Consider the following 23,896-nt stretch of genomic DNA (forward strand, 5'->3'; position numbering starts at 1 on the left):
GTTTGCGCTTTGAAGTTTTCTGTTTTTTTGAATGGGTTTTGTTTTCGTGAAATGTATTCGCGTGCAACTGATTAATTTAAATGGAATTTAAAGTATGGCTTTTAACAAGTTTACAAACGTTTTGCTGAGTGTTTGTTTATTGGCTTCGGTCGCCTCCGCTCAGGCTGTAACGGGAATTCCGAAACACATGGTTTTTGCGTCAGATACTCAATACCCATGGACAGACAAGACAGATAACCGGGAAGCCGAATCCACCGTGGAGTTCGATGCTCGCTCCAAGTGGCTGGTTGATACTCAGCTTGCGAGTATTGCCGATTTCAGAAAGCAGCATGGTGCGCAAGCCCAAGTGCCGCTGATGATCAACGGCGATATACTTATACGACTCGCATTGCTCATCCACTGAATCCGACGACGTTTGAAATCAATGATGCACTGGACTGGCTCGAAACGGACCTCAGACTGGCCCGTGCTTCGGGTTATGCCATCATCATCAATATGCATAAGCCGTTGGAACACAAGGGTACCCAGGCACAACAGAAGCGCTTTCGCGACATGATCAACAAATATCAAGTGACGGCGATCTTCGCCGGCCATTTGCATAAGGATGGAGGCGATTCCTATTGGGAGGGCCGCGTGCCCATGTACCTGAGTGGCAGTACGTCTCAACAAACCTATCTGGTTGCCAGTTTTACCGAGGATCGCACGCAGTTGCAGATCTATCTGGTGAAAAACAACCAGTGGCGCAATCGAACATTGATTGATACCACGCCGGTGCATTCAATCTTTGCCCGACACCCATGAAAAAAAGCCCCGCCAGTGCTCTGGCGGGGCTTTTTACGATCAGTGATTGGCGGCGATCCATGGGTTGATCAAATGAACGCCGCTGAGTTGAAAATCCGCAACGTTACGGGTGACCAGGGTCAGCCCATGTACAAGTGCGGTGGCAGCGATCAAGGCGTCGCACTCATTGCTGCGATCAGGCACATGCAGCTGTGCGCATCGAGTAGCGACGACGGTATCGACCGAGAGGATTCTTCCCGAGAATGCGGGTTTGACGTGACGCTCAAGCCAGTTGCGCAGCATTCCTCCTTGTGGCGGGTCGCGGCGTTCGATGCGCAGAATGCCGGTTTCCAGCTCCAGCAGGGTGATAGCCGATAAATACAGGCTGGCCGGGGCGATACTGTTTGCCCAACTCACCACTTGCTTGTCAGCCTGGGGTTTTCGCAACTCGGAAACGACATTGGTATCGAGTAGAAACATCAAGACAGGTCCACGCTGCGAGGGGTGATGACGGCGCGCTCGGGTTCGAATTCGATGTCAGGCGCATTCGGCATAACCAGCAGATCGACGATGCTGGTCTGGCTACCGGTCAGTTTCTGGTACTCCTCAATGCTCAGTAGTACATGGGCAGGCTTGCCACGATCGGTAATGATGACCGGACCCTGATGTGCCGCTTTTTTGGCAGCACTGGTGTCCTGATTGAATTCGCGGCTGGAAATAGTCGTGATGGCCATCATTTTCGGCCTCCAGTGATTCGGGTGTAGAAACGTTACTACCTTGGGGTTTGCGCGGCAATCGAAAAGGTGGATTGCGGACGATCGGTTTATCACTGTCATAACGGCACCGGCGAAAGCGTCCATGCCATGGAGCAGGGGCGCAGGATATCGGGTAAATGTTCGCTGTGTTTTGCTGCCCTGTCTGTCATGGCAATCGGCCGCCGCCGAGGCCGTCAAGGCCGCTACCGTTACCGGTTTGTGTTGACGTAGAACGTTTGGGTTGTACAGGCGTTTGTGCGGGTTTGGCTCCATCGTCGTGATGGGGCTGAGGCTGATTGGGCTGTGTGGCTTCGTCATTTTTTGACATGTGGGCTTCATCCTTGAAGGTTGGCCCGATGCTGCTCATCGGGGGTGAGAAAAACCTACAGGGCACTGCGATTCAGGTCTATTGAGCAAACGTTTCAAGGCATGAATGCCAGCATGAAAAAGGCCCCGCCAATCAACGTTGGCGGGGCCTTTTTTTGTTTCAAGCGCTGGCCTTATTCGGCGTTCGCTTCCGGTGCTTTTTCACCGTGGGACAGGCTGTAAACATACGCCGCCAGCAAGTGAACCTTGTCGTTGCCTTGCAGTTGTTCCTGCGCAGGCATCTGGCCCTGACGGCCGTAACGGATGGTCTGCTGCAGTTGCGCAAAGCTCGAACCGTAGATGAAAGCGCCCGGATGGGTCAGGTCAGGCGCGCCCATGGCGGGGGTGCCTTTGCCGGCCGGACCGTGGCAGGCCACGCAGTTGGCGGCGAACAGTTTGCCGCCGTTGGCCGGGTCAGCCTTGGTGCCTTCCGGCAGTTTGCGGCCATCCAGGTTGGTCACGACGAATGCCGCGACGTCGGCAACGCCTTGCTCGCCAATCACTTCAGCCCAGGCCGGCATCACCGCGTGACGACCGCCCATGATGGTGGTCTTGATGGTTTCCGGCTCGCCGCCCCAGCGCCAGTCGGCGTCGGTCAGGTTCGGGAAACCGTAAGCACCCTTGGCGTCGGAACCGTGGCACACCGAGCAGTTGGAGGCGAACAGACGGCCACCCATCTTCAGTGCTTGCGGATCCTTGGCAACTTCTTCGATCGGCATCGCCGCGAACTTGGCGAAGATCGGACCGAACTTGGCGTCCGAGCGGGCCATTTCCTTTTCCCACTCATGCACGCCGGTCCAGCCGGTCTGGCCGTTGGCGAACGCGGTCTGCTTGTCGTTATCGAGGTAGTTGTACCCCGGCAGCAGGCCTTTCCAGTTGCCCAGACCCGGGTACAGCACCAGGTAGCCCAAGGCAAAAATGATGGTGCCGACAAACAGCATGAACCACCATTTTGGCAGTGGGTTGTCGTACTCCTCGATCCCGTCGAAGGAGTGCCCGACGGTCTCGTCCGTCTGTTCGCTGCGCTGGCCCTTGCGGGTCGACAGCAGCAGCCAGGTCAGGGAAAAGATCGTACCGAGACTGAGGACTGTGACGTACAGACTCCAGAATGTAGTCATTCTTTGTTACTCCTAGAAGCTTGCTCGACGTGCTTGATGGCTTCGGGATCATCCGCAAAAGGCAACAAGGTCGCGTCTTCAAACTCCGACTTGCGCTTGGGGCTGAACACCCACAACGCCAGACCGATGAAGGCCACCATCACGACAACGGTGCCCAGGCCACGAATCATCCCGATATCCATCTAATTCACCGTTTGCTTTTGATGATGGTGCCCAGGCCTTGCAGATAGGCCACCAGCGCGTCCATTTCGGTCTTGCCCTTCACGGCATCCTGAGCACCGGCGATGTCTTCGTCGGTGTAAGGGACGCCGAGGGTGCGCAGGACCTCCATTTTCTTGGCGGTTTCCTTGCCGTCGAGCTTGTTTTCCACGAGGAACGGGTAAGCCGGCATTTTCGACTCAGGCACCACGTTGCGCGGGTTGTACAAGTGCGCACGTTGCCAGTCATCAGAGTAACGACCGCCGACGCGAGCCAGATCCGGACCGGTACGTTTGGAACCCCACAGGAACGGGTGATCCCAGACGCTTTCACCAGCAACCGAGTAGTGGCCGTAGCGTTCGGTTTCGGCGCGGAACGGACGGATCATCTGCGAGTGGCAGCCGACACAACCGTTGGCGATGTAAACGTCGCGGCCTTCCAGCTCCAGCGCCGAACGCGGCTTCATGCCTTCGACCGGCTTGTTGGTGACGTCCTGGAAAAACAGCGGAACGATTTGGGTCAGGCCGCCAACGCTGACGGCGATGACCATGAAGAAGGCCAGCAGGCCAATATTCTTCTCGACAGCTTCATGCTTCATCAGTGAGCTCCAACGACAGCGATCTGGGCGGCGGCTTCAGCTTCAACAGCGTTCGAGGCGCGCACGGTGCGCCATACGTTGTAAGCCATCAGGAACATGCCGCTGGCGAAGAAAGCTCCGCCCAAGGCACGCACGATGTAACCCGGGTGGCTGGCTTGCAGCGCTTCAACGAACGAGTAGGTGAGGGTGCCGTCATCGTTGATTGCACGCCACATCAGGCCCTGAGTGATGCCGTTGACCCACATCGACGCGATGTACAGCACGGTACCGATGGTCGCGAGCCAGAAGTGCGCGTTGATCAGGCCGACGCTGTGCATCTGCGCACGACCGAACAGGCGCGGGATCATGTGGTAGATCGCGCCGATCGAGATCATCGCCACCCAGCCGAGAGCGCCAGCGTGTACGTGGCCGATGGTCCAGTCGGTGTAGTGCGAGAGCGAGTTGACGGTCTTGATCGCCATCATCGGCCCTTCGAAGGTCGACATGCCGTAGAACGCCAGCGACACCACGAGGAAACGCAGGATCGGGTCGGTGCGCAGCTTATGCCAGGCGCCCGACAGGGTCATCATGCCGTTGATCATGCCGCCCCAGCTTGGCGCCAGGAGAATGATCGACATCGCCATGCCCAACGATTGTGCCCAATCCGGCAGTGCGGTGTAGTGCAAGTGGTGCGGGCCGGCCCAGATGTACAGGGTGATCAATGCCCAGAAGTGCACGATCGACAGGCGATAGGAGTAGATCGGACGTTCGGCCTGTTTCGGCACGAAGTAATACATCATCCCGAGGAAACCGGTGGTCAGGAAGAAACCCACCGCGTTGTGGCCGTACCACCACTGGATCATCGCATCCGTCGCGCCGGAGTAGGCGGAGTAGGACTTGAACAGGTTCACCGGCAGCGACATGTGGTTGACGATGTGCAACATCGCCGTGACGACGATGAACGCGCCGTAGAACCAGTTACCCACATAGATGTGCTTGGTTTTGCGCTTGGTGATGGTGCCGAAGAACACCAAACCGTAGGTGACCCAGACAATGGCCAGCAAAATGGCGATCGGCCATTCCAGCTCTGCATATTCCTTGGTGGTGGTGTAACCCAGTGGCAAGGTGATGATTGCGCCGACGATCACCGCTTGCCAGCCCCAGAAGGTGAAGGCGGCGAGGCTGTCGGAGATCAGTCGCGTCTGGCAGGTTCGCTGTACGACATAGTAGGAAGTGGCAAACAGTGCACAACCACCGAAGGCGAAAATCACCAGGTTTGTGTGCAACGGGCGCAAGCGTCCAAAGCTCGTCCACGGCAGACCGAAGTTCAATTCCGGCCAGACCAGTTGCGAGGCGATGAAGACACCGAGCCCCATGCCAAGGATCCCCCAGACCACCGTCATGATGGCGAACTGGCGGACTACCTTATAGTTATAAGCAGTCGGACTGATTGCTGTGCTCATTCTAAGGTTCCACGGTTTGGGTGTTTTATTAGGATTAAAATCGGCCGCAAGTATGCAGAGAGCAGGGGGTCATTGCAACGCGCCATGACCTGGGTCAATGCTTTCCAACGCTGATTCTGCGGCCTTTCCATGCGCCGCGTAAGGACAAAATCGGCCTCGGACAAAATGTCGCAGCGGACGAAAAAAGCGAGGGGTTCAGGTCGCTTGTAACGGGGGTGTGTTCAAACGCTCGGTTCGGGTAACGGACGGTAAATGGCACGACAGCCGGTATCTACCGGCGTTTGCGGCCACATCAGTCAGCCGGTTCGCGGAACACATCAGTCAGCGTTGACCTGGAACCGGCACAAGCCAGTCCGCATCGAGCAAGCGTAGACCCGAATCAGAGGAACCGAAAGGAGAGGGTGTGAAGGGGTGCGACAATGCGTCGCAAAGGGGCGGGATGCTGCCGCACCGAGAAAGGTGCGGCAGAGATGTACGCAATGATTACTTCTTGTTGTCTTCAGTAATAAGTTTTTCTGTATTCAATCCTTGCGACAGGCTGTACACATAAGCGGCGAGCAATTGCACTTTATCGTTACCCAACAGCTCATTCTGCGCCGGCATATGACCCTGACGACCATGGCGAATGGTCTGCTCGAGTTGGGTCAGGCTGGTGCCATAGATAAACCCGGCCGGGTGCGTCAGATTCGGCGCGCCCATGGCTTCAGTGCCGTGGCCGGTTGCCCCATGACAGGCGACGCACGTAGTGCTGAACGCCTGCTGTCCGGCTTGCAGATCAGCCTTGCTGTCGGCGGGCAATGGCAGACCGGCCAGTTCGTGACGCACATAGGCGGCCACGTTTTTCACCCCGGCCTCGCCCAACACTTCGCCCCAGGCCGGCATCGCCGCCATCCGGCCACCCATGATGGTGGTCTTGATGGTGTCGGCGTCGCCGCCCCAGCGCCAGTCGCTGTCGGCGAGGTTAGGGAAACCGAACGCGCCCTTGGCGTCGGAGCCGTGGCACACCGAGCAGTTGGAGGCGAACAGACGGCCACCCATTTTCAGCGCCTGAGGGTCCTTCGCCACTTCCTCTACCGGCATGGCGGCAAATTTGGCGAAGATCGGGCCGAACTTGGCATCAGCCTTGTTCATTTCCTTTTCCCACTCGTGGACCCCGGTCCAGCCATCCTCGTAACCCGGCAGGATGCCTTTCCAGTTGCCCAGGCCCGGATAGAGGATCAGATAGCCCACGGAAAACACCAGCGTGCCAGCGAACAGCATGAACCACCACTGCGGCAGCGGGTTGTCGTATTCCTCGATGCCGTCGAAGCTGTGGCCCATGGTCTGGTCGACGCTGCCCTTGGTTTCGCCCCGACGGGTGCCGATCAGCAGCCATGTCAGGCCGATCAGGCTGCCGATGGTCAGTACGCAGATCCACGTACTCCAGAAGGTGGTCATGGCCGGGTACTCCTTGTCTCATTTGCTTGGGTTGTTTCGGCTTGCGGTTCGTCGGCGAACGGCAGCAGTCGTGCTTCGGCAAACTCCGGGGTGCGCTTGCGGTTGAACACCCAAAGCGTCAAACCAACGAAGGCGACGAACACCACGACCGTGCCGAGGCCGCGAATCAGGCCTGCACTCATTTCAATGACCATGGCTCACCTCTTGCTCTTGATCGCAGTGCCGAGCACTTGCAGGTAAGAGACGAGCGCGTCCATTTCGGTCTTGCCCTTGAGGCTGGCCACTGCGCCGGCGATGTCGTCGTCGGTGTACGGCACGCCGAGGGTGCGCATGACTTTGAGCTTGGTTTCGGTGTGGCTGCTGTCGACCGCCTGCGTGACCAGCCATGGGTAGGCCGGCATTTTCGATTCCGGTACGACGTTGCGCGGGTTGTACAAGTGCGCGCGGTGCCAGTCATCCGAGTAGCGCGCGCCGACCCGGGCCAGGTCCGGGCCGGTACGCTTCGAGCCCCAGAGGAACGGGTGATCCCACACGCTTTCGCCCGCTACCGAGTAGTGCCCGTAGCGCTCGGTTTCGGCGCGGAACGGCCGGATCATCTGCGAGTGACAACCGACGCAGCCTTCGCGGATATAGATGTCGCGGCCTTCCAGTTGCAGCGCGGTGTAGGGCTTCATGCCTTCCACCGGTTTGTTGGTGACGTCCTGGAAGAACAGCGGGACGATCTGGGTCAGGCCACCGATGCTCACGGCGAAGACCATGAGCAACATCAACAGGCCGACGTTCTTTTCAATCGTTTCGTGTTTCATGGCGGACTCCTCAGGCCATCTGCGCGGCAGCAACGACGTCAGCAGGCTGCGAGGCCCGCACGGTGCGCCAGGTGTTGTAAGCCATCAGGAACATGCCGCTGAGGAAGATCGCCCCACCAATCAGCCGCACGACGAAGCCTGGGTGGCTGGCCACCAGGGTTTCGACGAAGGAGTAGGTCAGCGTGCCGTCCTCGTTCACTGCGCGCCACATCAGGCCTTGGGCGATGCCGTTGACCCACATCGAAGCGATGTACAGCACGGTGCCGATGGTCGCGAGCCAGAAGTGCGCGTTGATCAAACCGACGCTGTGCATCTGCGCCTTGCCGAAGATTTTCGGGATCATGTGGTACAGCGCGCCGATCGAGATCATCGCCACCCAACCGAGGGCGCCAGCGTGTACGTGGCCGATGGTCCAGTCGGTGTAGTGGGAGAGGGCGTTCACCGTCTTGATCGCCATCATCGGACCTTCGAAGGTCGACATGCCGTAGAACGCCAATGAGACCACGAGGAAGCGCAGGATCGGGTCGCTGCGCAACTTATGCCAGGCGCCCGACAGGGTCATCATGCCGTTGATCATGCCGCCCCAGCTCGGTGCCAGCAGAATCAGCGACATCACCATGCCCAGCGACTGGGCCCAGTCCGGCAGCGCGGTGTAATGCAAGTGGTGTGGGCCGGCCCAGATGTACAGGGTGATCAACGCCCAGAAGTGCACGATCGACAGGCGATACGAGTACACCGGACGTTCTGCCTGTTTCGGCACGAAGTAATACATCATCCCGAGGAAACCGGCGGTGAGGAAAAAGCCTACGGCGTTGTGGCCGTACCACCATTGCACCATCGCGTCGGTTGCACCGGCGTATACCGAGTACGACTTGGTGAAACTCACCGGCAACTCAAGGTTGTTGACGATGTGCAGAATCGCCACGGTGATGATGAACGCGCCGAAGAACCAGTTGCCCACATAGATGTGCTTGGTCTTGCGCTGCATGATCGTGCCGAAGAACACGATGGCGTAGGCGACCCAGACAATGGTGATCAGGATGTCGATCGGCCATTCCAGCTCGGCGTATTCCTTGGAGCTGGTGTAACCCAGTGGCAGGCTGATGGCTGCCAATAGAATTACAAGCTGCCAGCCCCAAAAGCAGAACGCGGCGATTTTCGGCGCAAACAGCTGAGTCTGGCAGGTGCGTTGCACCGAGTAGAACGAACTGGCGAACAGCGCACAGCCACCGAACGCGAAGATCACCGCGTTGGTGTGCAGCGGGCGCAGACGGCCGAAACTGGTCCAGGGCAAATTGAAGTTGAGTTCGGGCCAGACCAATTGGGCCGCGAGAAAAACCCCGAGCCCCATGCCGACGATGCCCCACACCACCGTCATAATGGCGAATTGGCGGACCACCTTGTAGTTGTAGGCGGTACTGATAGAAGTGTTCATGGTTCCCCATCCACGGTTCAGCCGAAGTGAGCGCGCGCAAAACACGCGGCGAATCCTTCGTCTGGAGTTATAGGCAGACTAAAAGCGAGGCAAGCATGGACAAACAGCACAAGGCCAGTATTGACGGGGATCAATGGGCGCAGTGCGTGCGTGATCGTGGGTGGCTTTGGGATGCCGCGCCGGGTGAGGTTTCGGCGACGTTGATCCTGGCCCACGGTGCCGGGGCGCCGATGGACAGTGACTGGATGAACGATATGGCTGGGCGCCTTGCCGGGCTTGGTATCAACGTGTTGCGCTTTGAGTTTCCTTATATGGCGCAGCGGCGCGTTGATGGGGTGAAGCGGCCGCCGAATCCTGCGGGGAAATTGCAGGAATGTTGGCGTGAGGTGTATGCCGGGGTGCGACGTCATGTCACTGGGGTTTTGGCCATTGGCGGGAAGTCTATGGGCGGGCGGATGGCGAGTCTTTTGGCTGACGAGTTGAGTGCCGATGCGTTGGTGTGTCTGGGATATCCGTTTTATGCAGTGGGTAAACCGGAGAAGCCTCGGGTTGAGCATTTGGCTGGTTTGCAGACTCGGACGTTGATTGTGCAGGGGGAGCGGGATGCGCTGGGCAATCGGGAGGCGGTTGAGGCTTACACCTTGTCACCGAGTATTGAGGTGGCGTGGTTAGCTGCCGGCGATCATGACCTCAAGCCATTAAAGGTTTCCGGGTTTACCCATGAACAGCATTTGGCCAGCGCCGCGCAGAAAGTAGCCGGGTTTCTCAGCAGCTGACCGAGCTGGTCTGAGATTTTGAACTGCATGAAGATCTGCTCCCTTTCCCCTCGCCCCCATGGGGGAGAGGGCTGGGGTGAGGGGGATCGATTTCAGCTACGACATATTTTTTGGGTACATATCCATTGCTTCGGTAACGGCCACTTAGGGTTCCGCCCTTACGGCGGGTCACTTTTTACAAACGCCTAAAAAGTAACCAAAAACGCTTGCTCCTACGTCCGGCCCGCTCGCTAAGGCTCGGGGTTCCTTCGCTCCGGGATCGATCCGTGCGCAGCGTCTCCGGTTTGCTTCGCTGCACCTACTCCCGCTGTGTTTGGCTTCGCCAAACGGTCGCTGCGCTCCCACGCCCGGATCAATCCCTCCACTCAGCCTTCCGACGTCGCCCGTGGATCAAGATCAAGAGCAGGCGAGCTGACACTCGGCCTATTGAGTGGTGAAGAGCGGGTGGTCGGCTTTGGTTTTGTGGTGGATTTGCCCCTCACCCCAGCCCTCTACCGAGGGAGAGGGAGCCGATGGTGGGCCTTTCAGAATCTGAGTTCGACTCGGTATCGCACGTCGGCGTATCTCTTCCATTCCACGCGGTCAGTCCCCTCTCCCTCTGGGAGAGGGTTAGGGTGAGGGGCTATTTCGCTGACACGATAAAGAACGGGAAGCGCTCACTGTCCAGCATTTCCTGTGCGTAAATTCGCGAGCAGGCTCGCTCCCACAGGGGATTGTTGTCGGGCACATATCTGTGATCACCGCAGATCCAATGTAGGAGTGAGCCTGCTCGCGAAAGCGGCATCACAGATAACACCAAAATCACAGGTCAACTTCCCGTTATTTCTTTGCGGTACATCAGACAATATCCGACAGTGCCTCAAAATATTGTTTGGCTTTCAGGTCATCTCTTTTTAAATTGAAAGTACCTTTGGGACTTATTTGTTCGGGAGTTTCGTCGGGTTTTGTTTTTGCAAATATTGCGTCGAACTTACCTTCAACAGTCCCTTTTACAGGGTCCAGCTTAATGCTCAGTGTCGCAGCCTCCGCTTGGATAACTCGCCAGCCTTTCAGCCCGCCCTTCTTTATTGAATGCCTGTGATCACAGTGCAAGCCCGTTGCAAGTGTATAAGTGCCTTCCAGTATGTCTTCGTTGATATACGGCACTGCGAGCATAAAACCAAAAAGATTCTCTGAATCGACGGAGCCTACGGAGCCGTAAAATCTCCATGAGTTGTTAGTTGTCGTGCTTGATTTATAGAATAATGTTCTTTGGGCTTCGGTGGATAAAGAATCGATCTGCCACTGAAATTCGTTGTCCTCTGTTTCGAGGTTGTTTATCTGAGGGGTGTTTTCTTCGTTATAAAAATCTCTGAAGTTCACGATGAAATCCTTCTGTCTCGTAGGAGGGGTCCCGTCGATTGATCGAGCGGTATTTCATAGATATTCAGTTGTTAGAATGTTGTCTACTGTCAGAGTTGTCAGCTAGACAAAGTTCGCGGAATGTGCATTTTCGCCTTTTTGTTTTTTCAGATAATAAAAAACCGGAAGCTTTCGCTGTCCGGTTTTTTTATCCTGCTAGAGCAATCAGCGGTTAAACCGCTCCACCAGCGAGTACTGCGTATTCGCCGTCTTCGTCAGCTCTTCACTCAGCAACGCCGAGTTATGCGCCTGCTCCGACGTTTGATCCGCCAGCTCCGAAATATTGCTGATATTACGGCTGATCTCCTCAGCCACCGCACTTTGCTCTTCGGTCGCCGCAGCAATCTGCGTGGTCATGTCGGTAATGTTGGCCACCGCTTCACTGATCCCGACCAACGCCTGATCCGCTTCCAGCACCCGCGCCACACCTTCTTCCGCCTGACGATGCCCGGCTTCCATGGTTTGCACGGCGCTCGAAGCCGTCTGCTGCAACTTGGCGATCAGGGCATGAATCTGCCCGGTCGATTCGCTGGTGCGTTGCGCCAGTTGACGCACTTCGTCAGCCACCACGGCAAAACCACGACCCATCTCGCCGGCACGCGCTGCTTCGATCGCAGCGTTAAGGGCGAGCAGGTTAGTCTGGTCAGCGATGCCTTTGATCACATCAACCACGCCGCCGATTTCGTCGCTGTCCTTGGCCAGTTGGGTGACGGTCAAACCGGTTTCCCCAACAACCACGGACAGACGCTGAATGGCTTCGCGAGTTTCCCCGGCGATGTCACGGCCGCGACCGGTCAGGCGATTGGCTTCCTGAGTCGCGTCGGCAGTGCGCTGGACGTGGCTCGCCACTTCCTGAGTCGTGGCGGCCATCTGGTTGACGGCGGTGGCGACCTGTTCGGTTTCCACGCGCTGACGTTCCAGGCCGCTGGAGCTGTTGTGCGCCAAGACGTCGGACTGCTTGGCCTGATCGGTCAGGTGTTCGGCGGTGTCCTGCAGACGGGTCAGGCAGGTTTTCAGACGGGCTTCCTGGCTGAGGATCGACATTTCCAGACGCGCCTGGGCGCCACGGCTGTCGGTGTACATCTGCGCGATCAACGGGTCGGAAGTGGTCTGCTCGGCCAGGCGCAGCAGGCGTTTGAGCCCGCGTTGCTGCCATTGCAGGCCCATCAGGCCCAGCGGCACCGATAGACCGGCAGCGAGGGCGAAGCCCCACTGCGAATTCAGGGTCGCGCCGATCACGAAGCTCAGTTGGCTGACCAGAATGAACGGCAGCCAGTCTTGCAGCACCGGCAGCCATTTATCGCTGGAAGGGATCGCCGACTTGCCTTGGTTGATGCGTTGGTAGAGCGCTTCGGCGCGGCGGATCTGTTCGGCGGTGGGTTTGATCCGCACCGACTCGTAACCGACCACCTGATTGCCGTCGAACACCGGTGTGACATAGGCGTTAACCCAGTAATGGTCACCGGTCTTGCAGCGATTCTTGACAATGCCCATCCATGGCAAGCCTTGTTTCAGTGTGCCCCACATGTGCGAAAACACCGCAGCCGGTACGTCTGGGTGACGGACCAGGTTGTGCGGCGCACGGATCAGTTCCTCACGCGAAAACCCGCTGATTTCGACGAAAGCGTCGTTGCAGTAGGTGATCACGCCCTTGGCGTCGGTTGTGGAAATCAACCGCTGCTGAGCCGGGAAAGTCCGTTCGCGTTGTGTAATGGGCTGGTTATTACGCATGGTTTTTCAATCCGCAAGGCTTTGAAAGGTTGTCGGCGGTGACAGGTTTTTATTGAAATTTTTTTTCAATAATCAGCACGGCGTCGCAAAACGACGCTTGCTTCAGCTGGCGAGCATCGGATAGGTGAACAGGCCAAAATGCAGCAGGTTCAGGCCGAAATGCGTGGCGATCGCCGCGCCGAGCCCGCCAAAACGGTAGGCCAGACCATAGCCGACGCCCGCCAGGCCTGCCAGCAACACCCAGGTCCAGCCAGCGCCGGCATGCACCAGACCAAACAGCAACGAGGCCAGCAGCAGGGCGAGGTGGTCGCCGTACGGCAGGTGTTTGAAGCGCTGGCTGAGGCCGCCTTGTATATAGCCGCGAAACAGCGCTTCCTCGACCAACGTCACCAGCAGCAGGTTGTTCAGTACCCACAGCCACGCTTGATCCGGCCATTTCGGTGCCCAGGCGATCACACCTAGCAACAGCGCGCCGCCAAGGGCCAGAATCGCACTGAGCGTCAAGGCGAGGGCGGTGGCGTACACGCTCAGACGTAACGAACGCCGCGAGACAATCCACGGGCAGACCAGCAACAGCCAGAAGCCAACCAGCGGTTTATCAAGATTCAGGTACATCGAGAACGGCGCGGCGTTGTCGGTGAAGCGCTGCGGATCGATGGCTCGACCGTTGGCGAAACCCGGTAACCAGTGCAGAGCCAGCGCCAAAGCCAGCACGATAAACAGACCATGGCCGAGAAACCGTGCGACCGGCACCTGTTGTTGGCGCACGGCAAAGCCTGCGAACACCAGCAATCCAACGGAAATCAAAGCGAGCCAGCCGAGGTGGCCGTAGCTCAGTGCCCATCCGTAACCGAGGCTGAGAAGTGCCAGATAGAGCCATGGCAAAGCCTTCATCGAAAGTCCCTGTGCAAATTTGTGGAAGGGCTTTCTACACGGGTGGGGGCGTGGGGACAAGTGAAGGTGTGGCGGCAAAGCGGGACAACTCCGATACCGTTGGCCAAACATAAATCCCAATGTGGGAGCGAGCTTGCTCGCGAAAGCGGTGTGACAGGCAATAGTTGTTTCGACTGATACACCGCTTTTGCGAGCAAGCTCGCTCCCACAGGGGATTAGTATTCCAGCGAGGGTTTTGTGTAGGGCTTGGGATCAGTGCAGGCTGAGTTTGGCGGCGGCGCGCTCGGTAATTTCCGTACGCAGCTTCAGCGATGGCGCCGCCCGCAAACGTGCCTCATCGACAATCGCACCCGGTGCAGTCTCCGGGCTACCCGAATTGAACGGCGGTGCCGGGGCATATTCCAATTGCAACTGGATCAGTTGCGCCGCGTCGGCACCCACCAACTCTTCAGCCAGCACCAAGGCAAAATCAATCCCCGCCGTGATCCCGCCGCCGGTAAACAGATTGCCGTCACGCACCACTCGATCTTTCACCGCAATCGCCCCCAGTGTCGGCAGCAGATCGTGATACGCCCAATGCGTGGTCGCGCGTTTGCCTTGCAGCAGACCCGCCGCGCCGAGCACCAGCGAGCCGGTGCACACCGATGTCACATACTTCGCCTGAAGGGCCTGGCGTTTGATGAAATCCAGCGTCTGCGCGTCTTCCATCAATGGCCCGACACCGCCGCCACCGGGCACACAGATCACATCCAGATCCGGGCAATCCTCGAACGTGGTGGTCGGTTTCAGCAGCAGACCGGTGCTGGCGGTGACCGGCATCAGATCTTTCCAGATCAGATGCACCTGTACGTCCGGCAACGAGGCGAGCACGTCATAAGGCCCGGTCAGGTCGAGTTGCTGAACCTGTGGAAACAACAGAAAACCGATCTGCAGCGTCATCTTTCTTGCTCCATGAAAAGAGGTGGACGGCTTCACTGTAGGCGCGTAGGTTCTGGCGCATACGCCAATAACCCCACGAATTACGCCAAATGCCCAAAGCCATTCACGTACTCGCGTTTGCCAACATGCAGATCCTCGACGTCACCGGCCCCTTGCAGGTGTTCGCTTCGGCCAACGACATTGCCCGTCAGCGCGGCTTGCCGATACCTTATGCGCCGAGTGTGATTGCCAGCAGCGGCGGGGCGGTGATGTCGTCGGCAGGGCTGGCGGTATTGGCCGAGCCGTTGCCTGAAGCGCCCAGCGATACGCTGATCATCGCTGGCGGCTGGGGAATTTATCCTGCCGCTGAAGATGAGCTTTTGGTGGCTTGGGTACGCGAACACGCGGCTAAATGTCGGCGCGTGGCCTCGGTGTGTACGGGGGCATTTCTGCTGGCGGCGAGCGGCTGGCTTGATGGCCGTCGCGTGGTCACCCACTGGACGCGATGCGAACAACTGGCGCAGCAACATCCGAATTTGCACGTCGAGGCCAATCCGATTTTCATCAATGACGGCCCGGTCTGGACGTCGGCGGGGGTCACGGCCGGCATCGATCTGGCGCTGGCAATGGTTGAAGAAGATCTGGGCAGCGACATCGCCTTGGACGTCGCCCGCCATCTGGTGGTGTTCCTCAAGCGCCCGGGCGGGCAATCGCAATTCAGCGTGACCTTGTCGTTGCAGAATCAGGGCAATCGTTTTGATGAGTTGCACGCCTGGATCGCGGAAAACCTGACCTGCGACCTCGGCGTCCCGACGCTGGCCGAACAGGCGGGCATGAGCGAACGCAGCTTCGTCCGCCACTACCGCGCCGACACCGGCCAGACCCCGGCGCGGGCGATCGAATTGATCCGTGTCGAGACGGCGCGCCGATTGCTCAGCGACACTGGTTTGCCGGTAAAACGAATCGCCGCCAATTGCGGGTTTGGCAGTGAAGAGACATTGCGCCGAAGTTTCCTGCGGGCTATCGGCGTGACGCCTCAGGCCTATCGCGAGCGGTTTTCGGTTAGCGCTGCAACAGATCCAGTAATGCCTTGAGGGTTTGTTCGGGGGCTTCTTCGGGAATGTTATGCCCTACACTGGACAACACACGCCGCTCATAAAAACCAGTGAAATGCTCCGCATCTTCATCCTCTTGTGGTGCAGGGCCGACACCGTCGTCGGCACCGCACAAAGAAATGGTCGGCACGCTAATGGTCGGTTGCCGAGTCAGCAAATCTTCCATCAACTCAAACGCCGGATCTCCCGCGACGTACATGAAGCGGTGGCGATAGGAGTGGATCACCACGTCAACGAAATCAGGGTTGTCGAAGGCAGGTGCCGTCAGGGGAAAACGCTTGGCAGCGTGCGACCAGGTCGGAGACCAAAGCCTCCAGAGCAGCTCACAAAACTCCCGACGATTGTGCTTCAGGCCCTCAACGCCACGTGGCGTGTGGAAGTAATACTGATACCAGAGCCGATGTTCGGTCTCGGGATCGAGCGGTCGCGTCGAGTTCGGGATGTCCTGCAGGTTGTAGCCATCGCCGGTCACCAAGCCGCGCACTCGTTCCGGAAATAACGCCGCGACGATGCAGGCCGCGCGACCACCCCAGTCATACCCGCAGAGCGTGGCTTGTTCGACGGAGAGTGCATCCATCAAATTCAGCAAATCCTGAGCGAGTGCGGCTTGCTGGCCTGAGCGCAGTGTTTGTGCATCGTTGAAGCGAGTCGGCCCGTAACCGCGCAGGTACGGAACGACGACTCGGTAACCCTGAGCGGCGAGGAGCGGCACGATTTCGTCGTAAGCGCGAGGGGAATAGGGGAAGCCATGAAGGAGGATCACCGGAACACCGGTTTCCGGGCCATGCGCCTCATAGGCAATGGTCAGGCTAGTGGTTTTGCAGAACAGAATCGCTTTTCCACTCATACCGGGCTCCTGTTATCCGAACAGCACCTTCTGCCAATGATCTTCACTGATGATGGCGATCGGCACGCCGCTGTCTCTCAGCTCAACGGCTTTTTTGATCTTCGTACCATAGCTGCTGTGCAACCACTGTTCATTGCCGATGCTGCCGATCACTAGATAATGGATTTTCTTGCTGACACCTGCACCAATCATTCCGCCGCGTTCTACGATCAACGATTCACACGCTTTGCGCGGCCCGTAAGCCATAACACCGGTAAACAGAAAAACACGATTGGCACAGTCCAGGGATGGGGCTGGGCTATCGAGCGGTAGGCTGTTGGGCACGCTGAAGGTTTGTGCTGCGCCCACTGGCAGGCCGGCAAACTGATGAAGAGTCTCCAGCAATTCCACCGATTCATCGGCATCCAATACACCGTCGCTAAGCATGCCCTCAAGACGCTTGTAGAGAATATTTACCACTGGATCCCCCAAGTGAACCAAGTGGGTTTCGATCCAGGTCTTGAGAAACTCGGCTTCCTGCTGATTGATCTTGCCATCAGCGGCTAGCCCTGCAGCGACCCCTGCCAGAGCGTCGGCCGAACGCCTGTCAATCCGCGCTTCGTGAAAGAAACGGCTGTTTTGAAATTCCTGATGCAAATCGACCATCGATGCTTCTCCTTAAGCCTCAGCTTCCGCCACCTGATTGAAATACTTCGTCCGATCCGGGGTAAACGTCACCCGCATCTTCGTCCGCGAGCACATCAGCGAGCGCTCGTGATTCAAATCGATATCCAGATCCTCCCCACGCAAGCCTTGCCATTGGGCGAGGTATTTCAGCGAACCATATTTTTCGTTTTTTTTCAGGCTGCGGCTCACGCCACCTTTCCAGCCGAGCACGGGCAGTTCGCCGGCGAGACATTTTTGCGCGAGGTCGGGGAAGCGGGTGGCGCGTTGGCGGCCGATTTCCCAGCATTTGATCAGACCCAGGTCGGCGGCTTCCCAGAGTTGGGTGCGGGTCAGGCCGCTGCGAAGGGGCGTGTCGATGGTGCGCTGGACGTGCTGAGACATTCTGGTTCCTTGAATTCGGGTTTTATTGGACAGCTCCGCTGTGCCCGTTGCGGTGGATGGTAGGGGCGGATGTAACGGCTGGCAACAAGGTATTTCGGGGTGTAAGTGCAAGTTACGAGGGTGGCTTTGCGTGGCGTTTGTGAGTTTTTTGCAGGCATTGATTTACACAAAGTGTCGCCGCAGGTAACCGGTGCAGGGGGCAGCGCCGAAATTCGGCGCTGGGTGATGTGTGTGGTGTGTAGTCCGGCTTCCTACAAATGACGTTTAAAATACGATTTATCTGACAGACGCTGACGAAGAACCGCACGACCTCAAGGCTGCCATTCACTCTTTTCCCCGCTCAAACGTCGATCCAGAAAGCTCGCCGCGCTGATCAACGCCAGATGCGTCAGCGCTTGCGGCGTATTACCCAAATGCCGGCCATGGCTGTCGAATTCTTCGGCATACAACCCGAGCGGATTGGCATAACGCAGCAGTTGTTCAAACTCCAAATGGGCTTTTTCAACCTGACCGGCGCGGGCCAGGCATTCGACATACCAGAACGAGCAGGCCGCGAAAGCGCCCTCGGTGCCGGCCAGACCATCGATATTGCTGTCGTCATTGCGATAGCGGTAAACCATGCCATCGCGCACCAGATGTTTTTCGATGGCTTCAAGGGTTGAGAGCCAGCGCGGATCCTTGGCGCTGACGAAGCGCACCAACGGCATCAACAACATCGAGCCATCCAGCGCCGTGCCGCCCTTGTACTGGACGAAATGCCCGCGCTCCTCGCTCCAGAAGTTGTCCCAGATGTCGGCGTAGATCGCCTGCCGGGTCTGGTCCCACTGCGCGAATGGCGCCGGCAGCGAGCGTTTCGAGGCCAAACGAATGGCCCGGTCCAGCGCGACCCAGCACATCAATCGAGAGTGTAGAAAATGATGTTGCTCACCGCGCATTTCCCAAATGCCTACGTCCGTGGTCTGCCAGGTCTCACAGACTTGATCGACCACTTCTCGCACGTGTTGCCAGCCCTCGTGGGAAATCGCGTCGCCATATTTGTTGACCAGATACACCGCGTCCATCAGCTCGCCGAAGATGTCGAGCTGGATCTGATCGTACGCGCCATTGCCGATGCGTACCGGTTTCGCGCCACCGTGCCCCGACAGGTGATCAAGTTCGGTTTCCGGCAATTCCTGTTGCCCGTCGATGGCGTACAAAATATTCAGTTTCATCGGTTGCCCGTGGCAATCGCTGACTCGCCCGCGCAGCCAGCCCATATAGGCATTGGCTTCGCCGACAAAGCCCAGACGCATGAACGCGTACACCGTGAACGAGGCGTCGCGGATCCACGTGTAGCGGTAATCCCAGTTGCGCTCGCCGCCGGGTGTTTCCGGGAGACCGAAGGTGGCGGCGGCGAGAATCGCGCCGTGTTTGCGCGAGGTCAGCAGTTTCAACGCAAGGGCCGAGCGGTTGACCATTTCCCGCCAGCGTCCGCGGTAAATCGACTGACCGATCCAGTCGCGCCAGAACTTGAGGGTGCGTTCCATGCACAAGTGCCCGGCGCCTTCGGCGAATCGTGGATCATCGGTCGCCCCGAGCATGAACGCCGCCGTTTCATCTTGCTTGAGCGTGAATTGCGCCACCGCCGCTTGCCCGTCGATCTGCAGCGGCTGGTCCGAAGCCAGGCGCAGTGACGGTTGGCCAGAAGCGCTGAACGTCACGTCTTGCTGATCCATCTCTGCTCGGGTGTCGGCTCGGGCGTAATCGTGGCGCACGGCGCAGCGCATCGTGAAAGTCGCCGAGCCGCTCACTACGCGGACCCGCCGCATCAGCAGCGGCAGTGCGTCATCACTGTCGCCGATAGGCAGCAGGTCGGTGACTTCGACCACTGCGCGCTCACTCAGCCAGCGGGTTTGCAGAACGTTGGTGTCGGGCAGATAAATCTGTTCGCGGCGTGCATCGGGCAAGTCCGGCGCCAACTGGAAAATTCCCGCGTCGGGGGTGTCCAGCAACGAACAGAAAATCGATGGGCTGTCGAACTCCGGCCAGCAGAAAAAATCCACACTGCCACGGTCGTTGACCAGTGCTGCACTGCGCATGTCGCCGATGATGCCGTGGGCGTCGATCGGGCTTTGTCGTTCCAGGTGATGCTCAGCCATTGCCGCGAAACTCCGGATAGAGGCTCATGCCGCCGTCGATAAACAGGGTGGTGCCGACAATGTAGTCGGAGGCATCCGAGGCGAGAAAGACCACGGCGTTGGCGACGTCTTGCGCGTCGCCGATGCGCCCGTAGGGAATCAGATCAAGCAGCTTTTCTCCGGCAGCGCCTTCGGTGGCGTCTTTATTGATCGCTGTGCGAATCGCCCCCGGCGCGATGCCGTTGATGCGAATGCGTTGGTGGCTGACTTCCTGTGCAAGGGTCTGCATCAGCTGATCGACACCACCCTTGGACGCGGCGTAATTGACGTGCCCGGCCCAGGGAATGCGCTGGTGCACCGAACTCATGTGGATGATCTTGCCGGCTGCGCGTGACACGCCTTCACGAACGCCCTGGCGATTGAAAATCCGCAAGGCAGCGCGGGCGCAGAGAAACTGCCCGGTGAGGTTGACGCCGATCACCGCGTTCCAGTCGTCCAGCGACATATCCACAGCGGGCGCGTCTTTTTGCATGCCCGAGTTGGCCACCAGAATGTCCAGCGAACCGAAGGCATCGATGGCCGCCGAGAACAGCCGCTGAACCTCGTCTTCCTTTGAGACATCAGCACGAATGGCGATGGCTTGGCCGCCATCGGCAATGATCTGTCGGGCCAGTGCCTCGGCGGGTTCTGCCTGCCGGTTGTAGTTGATGACTACTGCGGCGCCCGCTGTGGCCAGGGCTTTGGCACACGCGTGGCCGATGCCGGAACTGGCGCCGGTGATCAGGGCTACTTGTCGGGCGAGGGAGATTTGCATGCAGGGTCGCGCCTTGAGTGAGGGCTTATTTAGCTGACTGGTGGCGAGCGGTGAGAGTTCAGCTCGAAGATCAAAAGATCGCAGCGTGCCGCAGCTCCTGCATGGAATGCGATCTCCGGTAGGAGCTGCGGCACGCTGCGATCTTTTGATCTGCAAGGCCTTCACATTCCACCAACAATTCCCCGCTTCCCCGCTACCCGACCCTATGGCAACTTGGCGGCCCTTGATGAGGCTGCAACCCATGGCAAACCCCTACCGCGAATTATTCAACGCCCCCGGTGCACGCAATTTTGTGCTGGCCGGAATGATCGCGCGCATGCCGATCTCCATGACCGGTATCGGTGTGATCACCATGCTCTCGCAGTTGAAGGGCGGCTATGCGCTGGCCGGTGCGGTGGCGGCGACGTTCGCACTGGCAACGGCGTTTTGCGCGCCACAGGTTTCGCGGCTGGTTGATCGCTTTGGTCAGCGTCGGATTCTGCCGGTATCGGCATTGATCGGCGGCGGCGCGTTATTGATGTTGCTGCTGTGCACGCGGTTGCAGGCGCCGAACTGGACGCTGTTTATCTTCGCCGCGCTGGCCGGGTGCATGCCGAGCATGTCGGCAATGGTGCGGGCGCGCTGGACGGAAATCTATCGCGGTCAGCCGCAATTGCAGACGGCCTATGCGCTGGAGTCAGTGCTCGACGAAGTCTGCTTTATCGTCGGTCCGCCGCTGTCGGTGGGCTTGTGCGTAGCCGTGTTCCCCGAGGCCGGACCGCTGGCGGCGCTGTTGGCGCTGGCGATCGGCGTGACGGCGTTTGTCGCTCAGCGCAGCACCGAGCCGCCGGTGCATCCGCACGCCTCCGAGCACCACGGCTCGATCATTGGTTCGACGGACATTCAGTGGTTGCTGGCCTTGATGATCGCCATGGGCGTGATCGTCGGTGTCGTCGATGTCGTCAGCGTCGCGTTCGCCCGGCAACAGGGGCAACCGGCGGCGGCGAGCATTGTGCTGTCGGTATATGCCATCGGTTCGTGTCTGGCCGGGATCGCGTTCGGGGCGATGCGCTCGAAACTGCCGTTGCCACAATTGTTTCTGTATGGCGGGGTAGCGACGGCAGTGACGACGCTGCCACTGCTGCTGGCGAGCAATATTATCGGTCTCGCGCTGGCAGTATTCATTGCCGGTCTGTTCTTCGCGCCGACCTTGATTGTCGCGATGGCACTGGTCGAACGCATTGTGCCGCCGGCCAAACTCACCGAAGGCCTGACCTGGCTGGTAACCGGTTTGAGTATCGGCGTTGCCATTGGCGCCGCGGGTTCGGGCGCGCTGGTCGACGCCTTCGGCGCACGCAGCGGCTTTTGGCTGGCGATTGCTGCCGGGGCGGTGGTCCTCGCATCGGCCGTGCAGAGTTTCCGTCACCTGAAGTGATCGGCCAACCGGACTAATTCCCGCGTCACCTCATCCGTTCTCTTTTACAGATAACCCTATTGAGGTAAACGCGGTGACAAAGCTGACACTGCTGTGCCTGCCCTATTCGGGCGCCAGCGCCATGGTCTACAGCCGCTGGCGGCGCCAACTGCCGTCGTGGCTGCACCTGCAACCGGTGGAATTGCCCGGGCGCGGTGCCCGTTTCGACGAACCCCTGCAAATCGACATGCGTGCGCTGGCCCGCCAATTGGCCCGCGAGCACCAGCCCGGCTTGCAAACGCCTTATGCGCTGTTCGGGCATAGCCTTGGTGCGCTGCTGGCGTGCGAGCTGGCACATGCCTTTCGTGAACTCGGTGCTCCGGAGCCGGTGGCATTGTTCGCCTCCGGCACGGCCGCGCCGACGATGCGCAGTGACTACGATCGCGGCTTTGCCGAAGCGCGCAGCGATGAGGAATTGATCGATCAACTGCGCACTTTTCAGGGCACCAGTGAAGAAGTACTAGCCAACAAAGAACTGATGAGCCTGACCCTGCCGGTGCTGCGCGCCGACTTCATGATGTGCGGGCGTTTCACGCCGGCGCAGCGGCCCCTGCTCAATTGCCCGGTGCACGTGCTGGGCGGCAAGGAAGACCGCGCGACCACCGAGCAACTGATCGGCTGGAGCAAGGAAACCCTGGGCAGTTTTTCCGTGGACATGATGACCGGTGGGCATTTCTTCATTCATGAACACGAAGCCCGGGTCATTCGCACGATCAAGACCCATCTGGAAGTTCATCAACGCCGTCATGCACAGGCAGCGGCGCCGGCCTTTTAGCGCGGTTCACCTATCGAGTGATTACAGGAGGCCAGACATGGCTGTTGCTGTGGGATTTTCCGTTCGGCCACTGCTGCCGCAACGGGGGCGCTTGCCGTTGTTGGTAGAGGCGACCGATGCGGACACCGACTTGCTGGCGGTGTTCGATGAATTGAAAGAGCTGGTGGACGAACATTTACTGCGCGACGGCGGGGTGCTGTTCCGTGGCTTCCGTCTGAACGGCGCCGAACAGTTCCGTCAGTTTGCAGCCAGTTTCGGCCATCCGTTATTGAACTATGAGTTCGGCTCGACGCCGCGCACCAACGTGACGCAAGGCGTGTACACCTCCACCGAATACCCGGCGCACCAGAGCATTCCGCTGCACAACGAGCAGGCCTACTCCCGCGACTGGCCGATGAAAATCTGGTTCTACAGCATGATCGCCGCCAAGTCCGGTGGCGAGACGCCGATCGCCGACAGTCGCGACGTGTATCGGCGGATTCCGGCGGCGATTCGCGAGCGCTTCGTCAGCAAAGGGCTGATGTATGTGCGCAACTTTGGCAATGGTCTGGATGTGGCTTGGGAAGACGTCTTCAACACTGAAGATCGCGAAGTCGTCGAGGCCTACTGCAAGGCCCACGGCATTGTCTGCGAATGGAAGGACGACGGTGAGTTGCGCACCCGTCAGACCTGTCAGGCGGTGGCGGTCCATCCGGTGACCGGTGACAACGTCTGGTTCAATCAGGCGCACCTGTTCCACATTTCCAACCTGCAAGCGGAAGTGCGTGAAAGCCTGCTCGATATCGTCGACGAAGAAGATTTGCCGCGTAACGTCTATTACGGCGATGGCTCGGCGATTGAAGACGAGGTGCTGGCGCAGATCCGCGCGGTGCTCGATGAGTGCGCGATCAGCTTCCCTTGGCAGGAGGGCGATGTGCTGATGCTCGACAACATGCTCTCGGCGCATGCGCGTTCGCCGTTCGAAGGTCCGCGTAAAGTGATTGTCGCCATGGCTGAAGGGCATTCACAGGGTCCGCTCTGAACAATCCTCACGCGCAATGGTAAAACTGCCGAAGCCGGTCTTGTACCGGCTT

General features: G+C 58.7%; 24 protein-coding genes and 1 pseudogene. 6 read left to right on the forward strand and 19 right to left on the reverse strand.

The features are described from left to right. The first annotated feature begins 94 nt into the window (after window positions 1–94). Window positions 95–801 (forward strand): annotated as a pseudogene (locus ACZ0A4_RS04455) (metallophosphoesterase family protein). 39 nt (window positions 802–840) lie between these two features. On the opposite strand, the gene ACZ0A4_RS04460 reads toward ACZ0A4_RS04455, so the two are convergent. The 10 genes from ACZ0A4_RS04460 to ccoN (ACZ0A4_RS04505) form a co-directional block, all read right to left on the reverse strand. Then, window positions 841–1,260, reverse strand: coding sequence for a PIN domain-containing protein (locus ACZ0A4_RS04460; RefSeq protein ID WP_463573235.1), 420 nt, complete (start codon window positions 1,258–1,260; stop codon window positions 841–843). Beyond that, a complete protein-coding gene (locus ACZ0A4_RS04465; protein WP_191630901.1) occupies window positions 1,260–1,514 on the reverse strand; it encodes a type II toxin-antitoxin system Phd/YefM family antitoxin in 255 nt (84 codons plus the stop codon). The genes ACZ0A4_RS04460 and ACZ0A4_RS04465 overlap by 1 nt, the downstream gene beginning before the upstream one ends. A 521-nt stretch (window positions 1,515–2,035) precedes the next feature. Continuing rightward, the gene (ccoP, locus tag ACZ0A4_RS04470) at window positions 2,036–3,019 is read right to left on the reverse strand and encodes a cytochrome-c oxidase, cbb3-type subunit III (RefSeq protein WP_093431872.1); all 984 of its coding nucleotides are present in this window, start codon (window positions 3,017–3,019) and stop codon (window positions 2,036–2,038) included. After that, entirely contained in the window at window positions 3,016–3,201 is a 186-nt protein-coding gene (locus tag ACZ0A4_RS04475; RefSeq protein ID WP_003175465.1) for a CcoQ/FixQ family Cbb3-type cytochrome c oxidase assembly chaperone, read from the reverse strand. Before ACZ0A4_RS04475 ends, ccoP (ACZ0A4_RS04470) begins: the two co-directional genes overlap by 4 nt. Window positions 3,202–3,206: 5 nt before the next feature. Then, complete coding sequence (ccoO, locus tag ACZ0A4_RS04480; RefSeq protein ID WP_007917161.1) at window positions 3,207–3,815, reverse strand: cytochrome-c oxidase, cbb3-type subunit II; 609 nt, start codon at window positions 3,813–3,815, stop codon at window positions 3,207–3,209. Next, the gene (ccoN, locus tag ACZ0A4_RS04485) at window positions 3,815–5,257 is read right to left on the reverse strand and encodes a cytochrome-c oxidase, cbb3-type subunit I (protein ID WP_463573238.1); all 1,443 of its coding nucleotides are present in this window, start codon (window positions 5,255–5,257) and stop codon (window positions 3,815–3,817) included. Before ccoN (ACZ0A4_RS04485) ends, ccoO (ACZ0A4_RS04480) begins: the two co-directional genes overlap by 1 nt. Before the next feature lie 483 nt (window positions 5,258–5,740). After that, complete coding sequence (gene ccoP / locus ACZ0A4_RS04490) at window positions 5,741–6,694, reverse strand: cytochrome-c oxidase, cbb3-type subunit III (RefSeq protein WP_463573240.1); 954 nt, start codon at window positions 6,692–6,694, stop codon at window positions 5,741–5,743. Then, entirely contained in the window at window positions 6,691–6,888 is a 198-nt protein-coding gene (locus tag ACZ0A4_RS04495; protein ID WP_008082033.1) for a cbb3-type cytochrome oxidase subunit 3, read from the reverse strand. The genes ccoP (ACZ0A4_RS04490) and ACZ0A4_RS04495 overlap by 4 nt, the downstream gene beginning before the upstream one ends. Before the next feature lie 3 nt (window positions 6,889–6,891). Next, window positions 6,892–7,500 (reverse strand): cytochrome-c oxidase, cbb3-type subunit II, encoded by a 609-nt coding sequence (ccoO, locus tag ACZ0A4_RS04500; protein WP_463573242.1) that lies wholly within the window; start codon window positions 7,498–7,500, stop codon window positions 6,892–6,894. A 10-nt stretch (window positions 7,501–7,510) separates the two neighbouring features. Next, window positions 7,511–8,935, reverse strand: a complete 1,425-nt coding sequence (gene ccoN / locus ACZ0A4_RS04505) for a cytochrome-c oxidase, cbb3-type subunit I (protein ID WP_008082029.1) — start codon at window positions 8,933–8,935, stop codon at window positions 7,511–7,513. A gap of 95 nt (window positions 8,936–9,030) precedes the next feature. Here ccoN (ACZ0A4_RS04505) and ACZ0A4_RS04510 point away from each other — a divergent pair, with 95 nt between their 5' ends. After that, window positions 9,031–9,711 (forward strand): alpha/beta family hydrolase, encoded by a 681-nt coding sequence (locus tag ACZ0A4_RS04510; protein ID WP_463573244.1) that lies wholly within the window; start codon window positions 9,031–9,033, stop codon window positions 9,709–9,711. A gap of 837 nt (window positions 9,712–10,548) precedes the next feature. Here ACZ0A4_RS04510 and ACZ0A4_RS04515 read toward each other — a convergent pair. From ACZ0A4_RS04515 to inhA, 4 genes are all read right to left on the reverse strand, one after another. Beyond that, window positions 10,549–11,073 (reverse strand): hypothetical protein, encoded by a 525-nt coding sequence (locus tag ACZ0A4_RS04515; protein ID WP_463573246.1) that lies wholly within the window; start codon window positions 11,071–11,073, stop codon window positions 10,549–10,551. A 204-nt stretch (window positions 11,074–11,277) separates the two neighbouring features. Next, entirely contained in the window at window positions 11,278–12,843 is a 1,566-nt protein-coding gene (locus ACZ0A4_RS04520; protein ID WP_463573248.1) for a methyl-accepting chemotaxis protein, read from the reverse strand. A gap of 102 nt (window positions 12,844–12,945) precedes the next feature. After that, window positions 12,946–13,737 carry a lysostaphin resistance A-like protein gene (locus ACZ0A4_RS04525; protein WP_463573250.1) on the reverse strand — a complete coding sequence of 264 codons (792 nt, stop codon included), beginning with the start codon at window positions 13,735–13,737 and terminating at the stop codon, window positions 12,946–12,948. A 252-nt stretch (window positions 13,738–13,989) separates the two neighbouring features. Then, a complete protein-coding gene (gene inhA, locus ACZ0A4_RS04530; RefSeq protein WP_463573252.1) occupies window positions 13,990–14,676 on the reverse strand; it encodes an isonitrile hydratase in 687 nt (228 codons plus the stop codon). Between the two features lie 89 nt (window positions 14,677–14,765). On the opposite strand from inhA, the gene ACZ0A4_RS04535 reads away from it, so the two are divergent. Continuing rightward, window positions 14,766–15,749 carry a GlxA family transcriptional regulator gene (locus ACZ0A4_RS04535; RefSeq protein ID WP_463573254.1) on the forward strand — a complete coding sequence of 328 codons (984 nt, stop codon included), beginning with the start codon at window positions 14,766–14,768 and terminating at the stop codon, window positions 15,747–15,749. On the opposite strand, the gene ACZ0A4_RS04540 is transcribed toward ACZ0A4_RS04535, so the two are convergent. The 5 genes from ACZ0A4_RS04540 to ACZ0A4_RS04560 all read right to left on the reverse strand — a co-directional run bounded on the left by ACZ0A4_RS04540 (window position 15,718) and on the right by ACZ0A4_RS04560 (window position 20,595). Next, window positions 15,718–16,617: an alpha/beta fold hydrolase gene (locus tag ACZ0A4_RS04540; RefSeq protein WP_463573256.1), complete on the reverse strand. Its 900-nt coding sequence runs from the start codon at window positions 16,615–16,617 to the stop codon at window positions 15,718–15,720. The genes ACZ0A4_RS04535 and ACZ0A4_RS04540 overlap by 32 nt on opposite strands. A gap of 12 nt (window positions 16,618–16,629) precedes the next feature. After that, window positions 16,630–17,262, reverse strand: coding sequence for a BRCT domain-containing protein (locus ACZ0A4_RS04545; RefSeq protein WP_463573258.1), 633 nt, complete (start codon window positions 17,260–17,262; stop codon window positions 16,630–16,632). A 12-nt stretch (window positions 17,263–17,274) separates the two neighbouring features. Beyond that, complete coding sequence (locus tag ACZ0A4_RS04550; RefSeq protein WP_463573260.1) at window positions 17,275–17,664, reverse strand: hypothetical protein; 390 nt, start codon at window positions 17,662–17,664, stop codon at window positions 17,275–17,277. Between the two features lie 311 nt (window positions 17,665–17,975). Then, complete coding sequence (locus tag ACZ0A4_RS04555; RefSeq protein WP_463573262.1) at window positions 17,976–19,802, reverse strand: glycoside hydrolase family 15 protein; 1,827 nt, start codon at window positions 19,800–19,802, stop codon at window positions 17,976–17,978. After that, window positions 19,795–20,595: a glucose 1-dehydrogenase gene (locus ACZ0A4_RS04560; RefSeq protein WP_463573264.1), complete on the reverse strand. Its 801-nt coding sequence runs from the start codon at window positions 20,593–20,595 to the stop codon at window positions 19,795–19,797. The genes ACZ0A4_RS04555 and ACZ0A4_RS04560 overlap by 8 nt, the downstream gene beginning before the upstream one ends. 241 nt (window positions 20,596–20,836) lie before the next feature. On the opposite strand from ACZ0A4_RS04560, the gene ACZ0A4_RS04565 reads away from it, so the two are divergent. From ACZ0A4_RS04565 to ACZ0A4_RS04575, 3 genes are all read left to right on the forward strand, one after another. Beyond that, complete coding sequence (locus ACZ0A4_RS04565; protein WP_463573266.1) at window positions 20,837–22,009, forward strand: MFS transporter; 1,173 nt, start codon at window positions 20,837–20,839, stop codon at window positions 22,007–22,009. Between the two features lie 73 nt (window positions 22,010–22,082). After that, a complete protein-coding gene (locus tag ACZ0A4_RS04570) occupies window positions 22,083–22,823 on the forward strand; it encodes a thioesterase II family protein (protein WP_141129543.1) in 741 nt (246 codons plus the stop codon). 37 nt (window positions 22,824–22,860) lie between these two features. After that, entirely contained in the window at window positions 22,861–23,844 is a 984-nt protein-coding gene (locus tag ACZ0A4_RS04575; RefSeq protein WP_463573268.1) for a TauD/TfdA family dioxygenase, read from the forward strand. The last annotated feature ends 52 nt before the right edge of the window (window positions 23,845–23,896 follow it).

This window comes from Pseudomonas sp. AC172, from assembly GCF_979258595.1.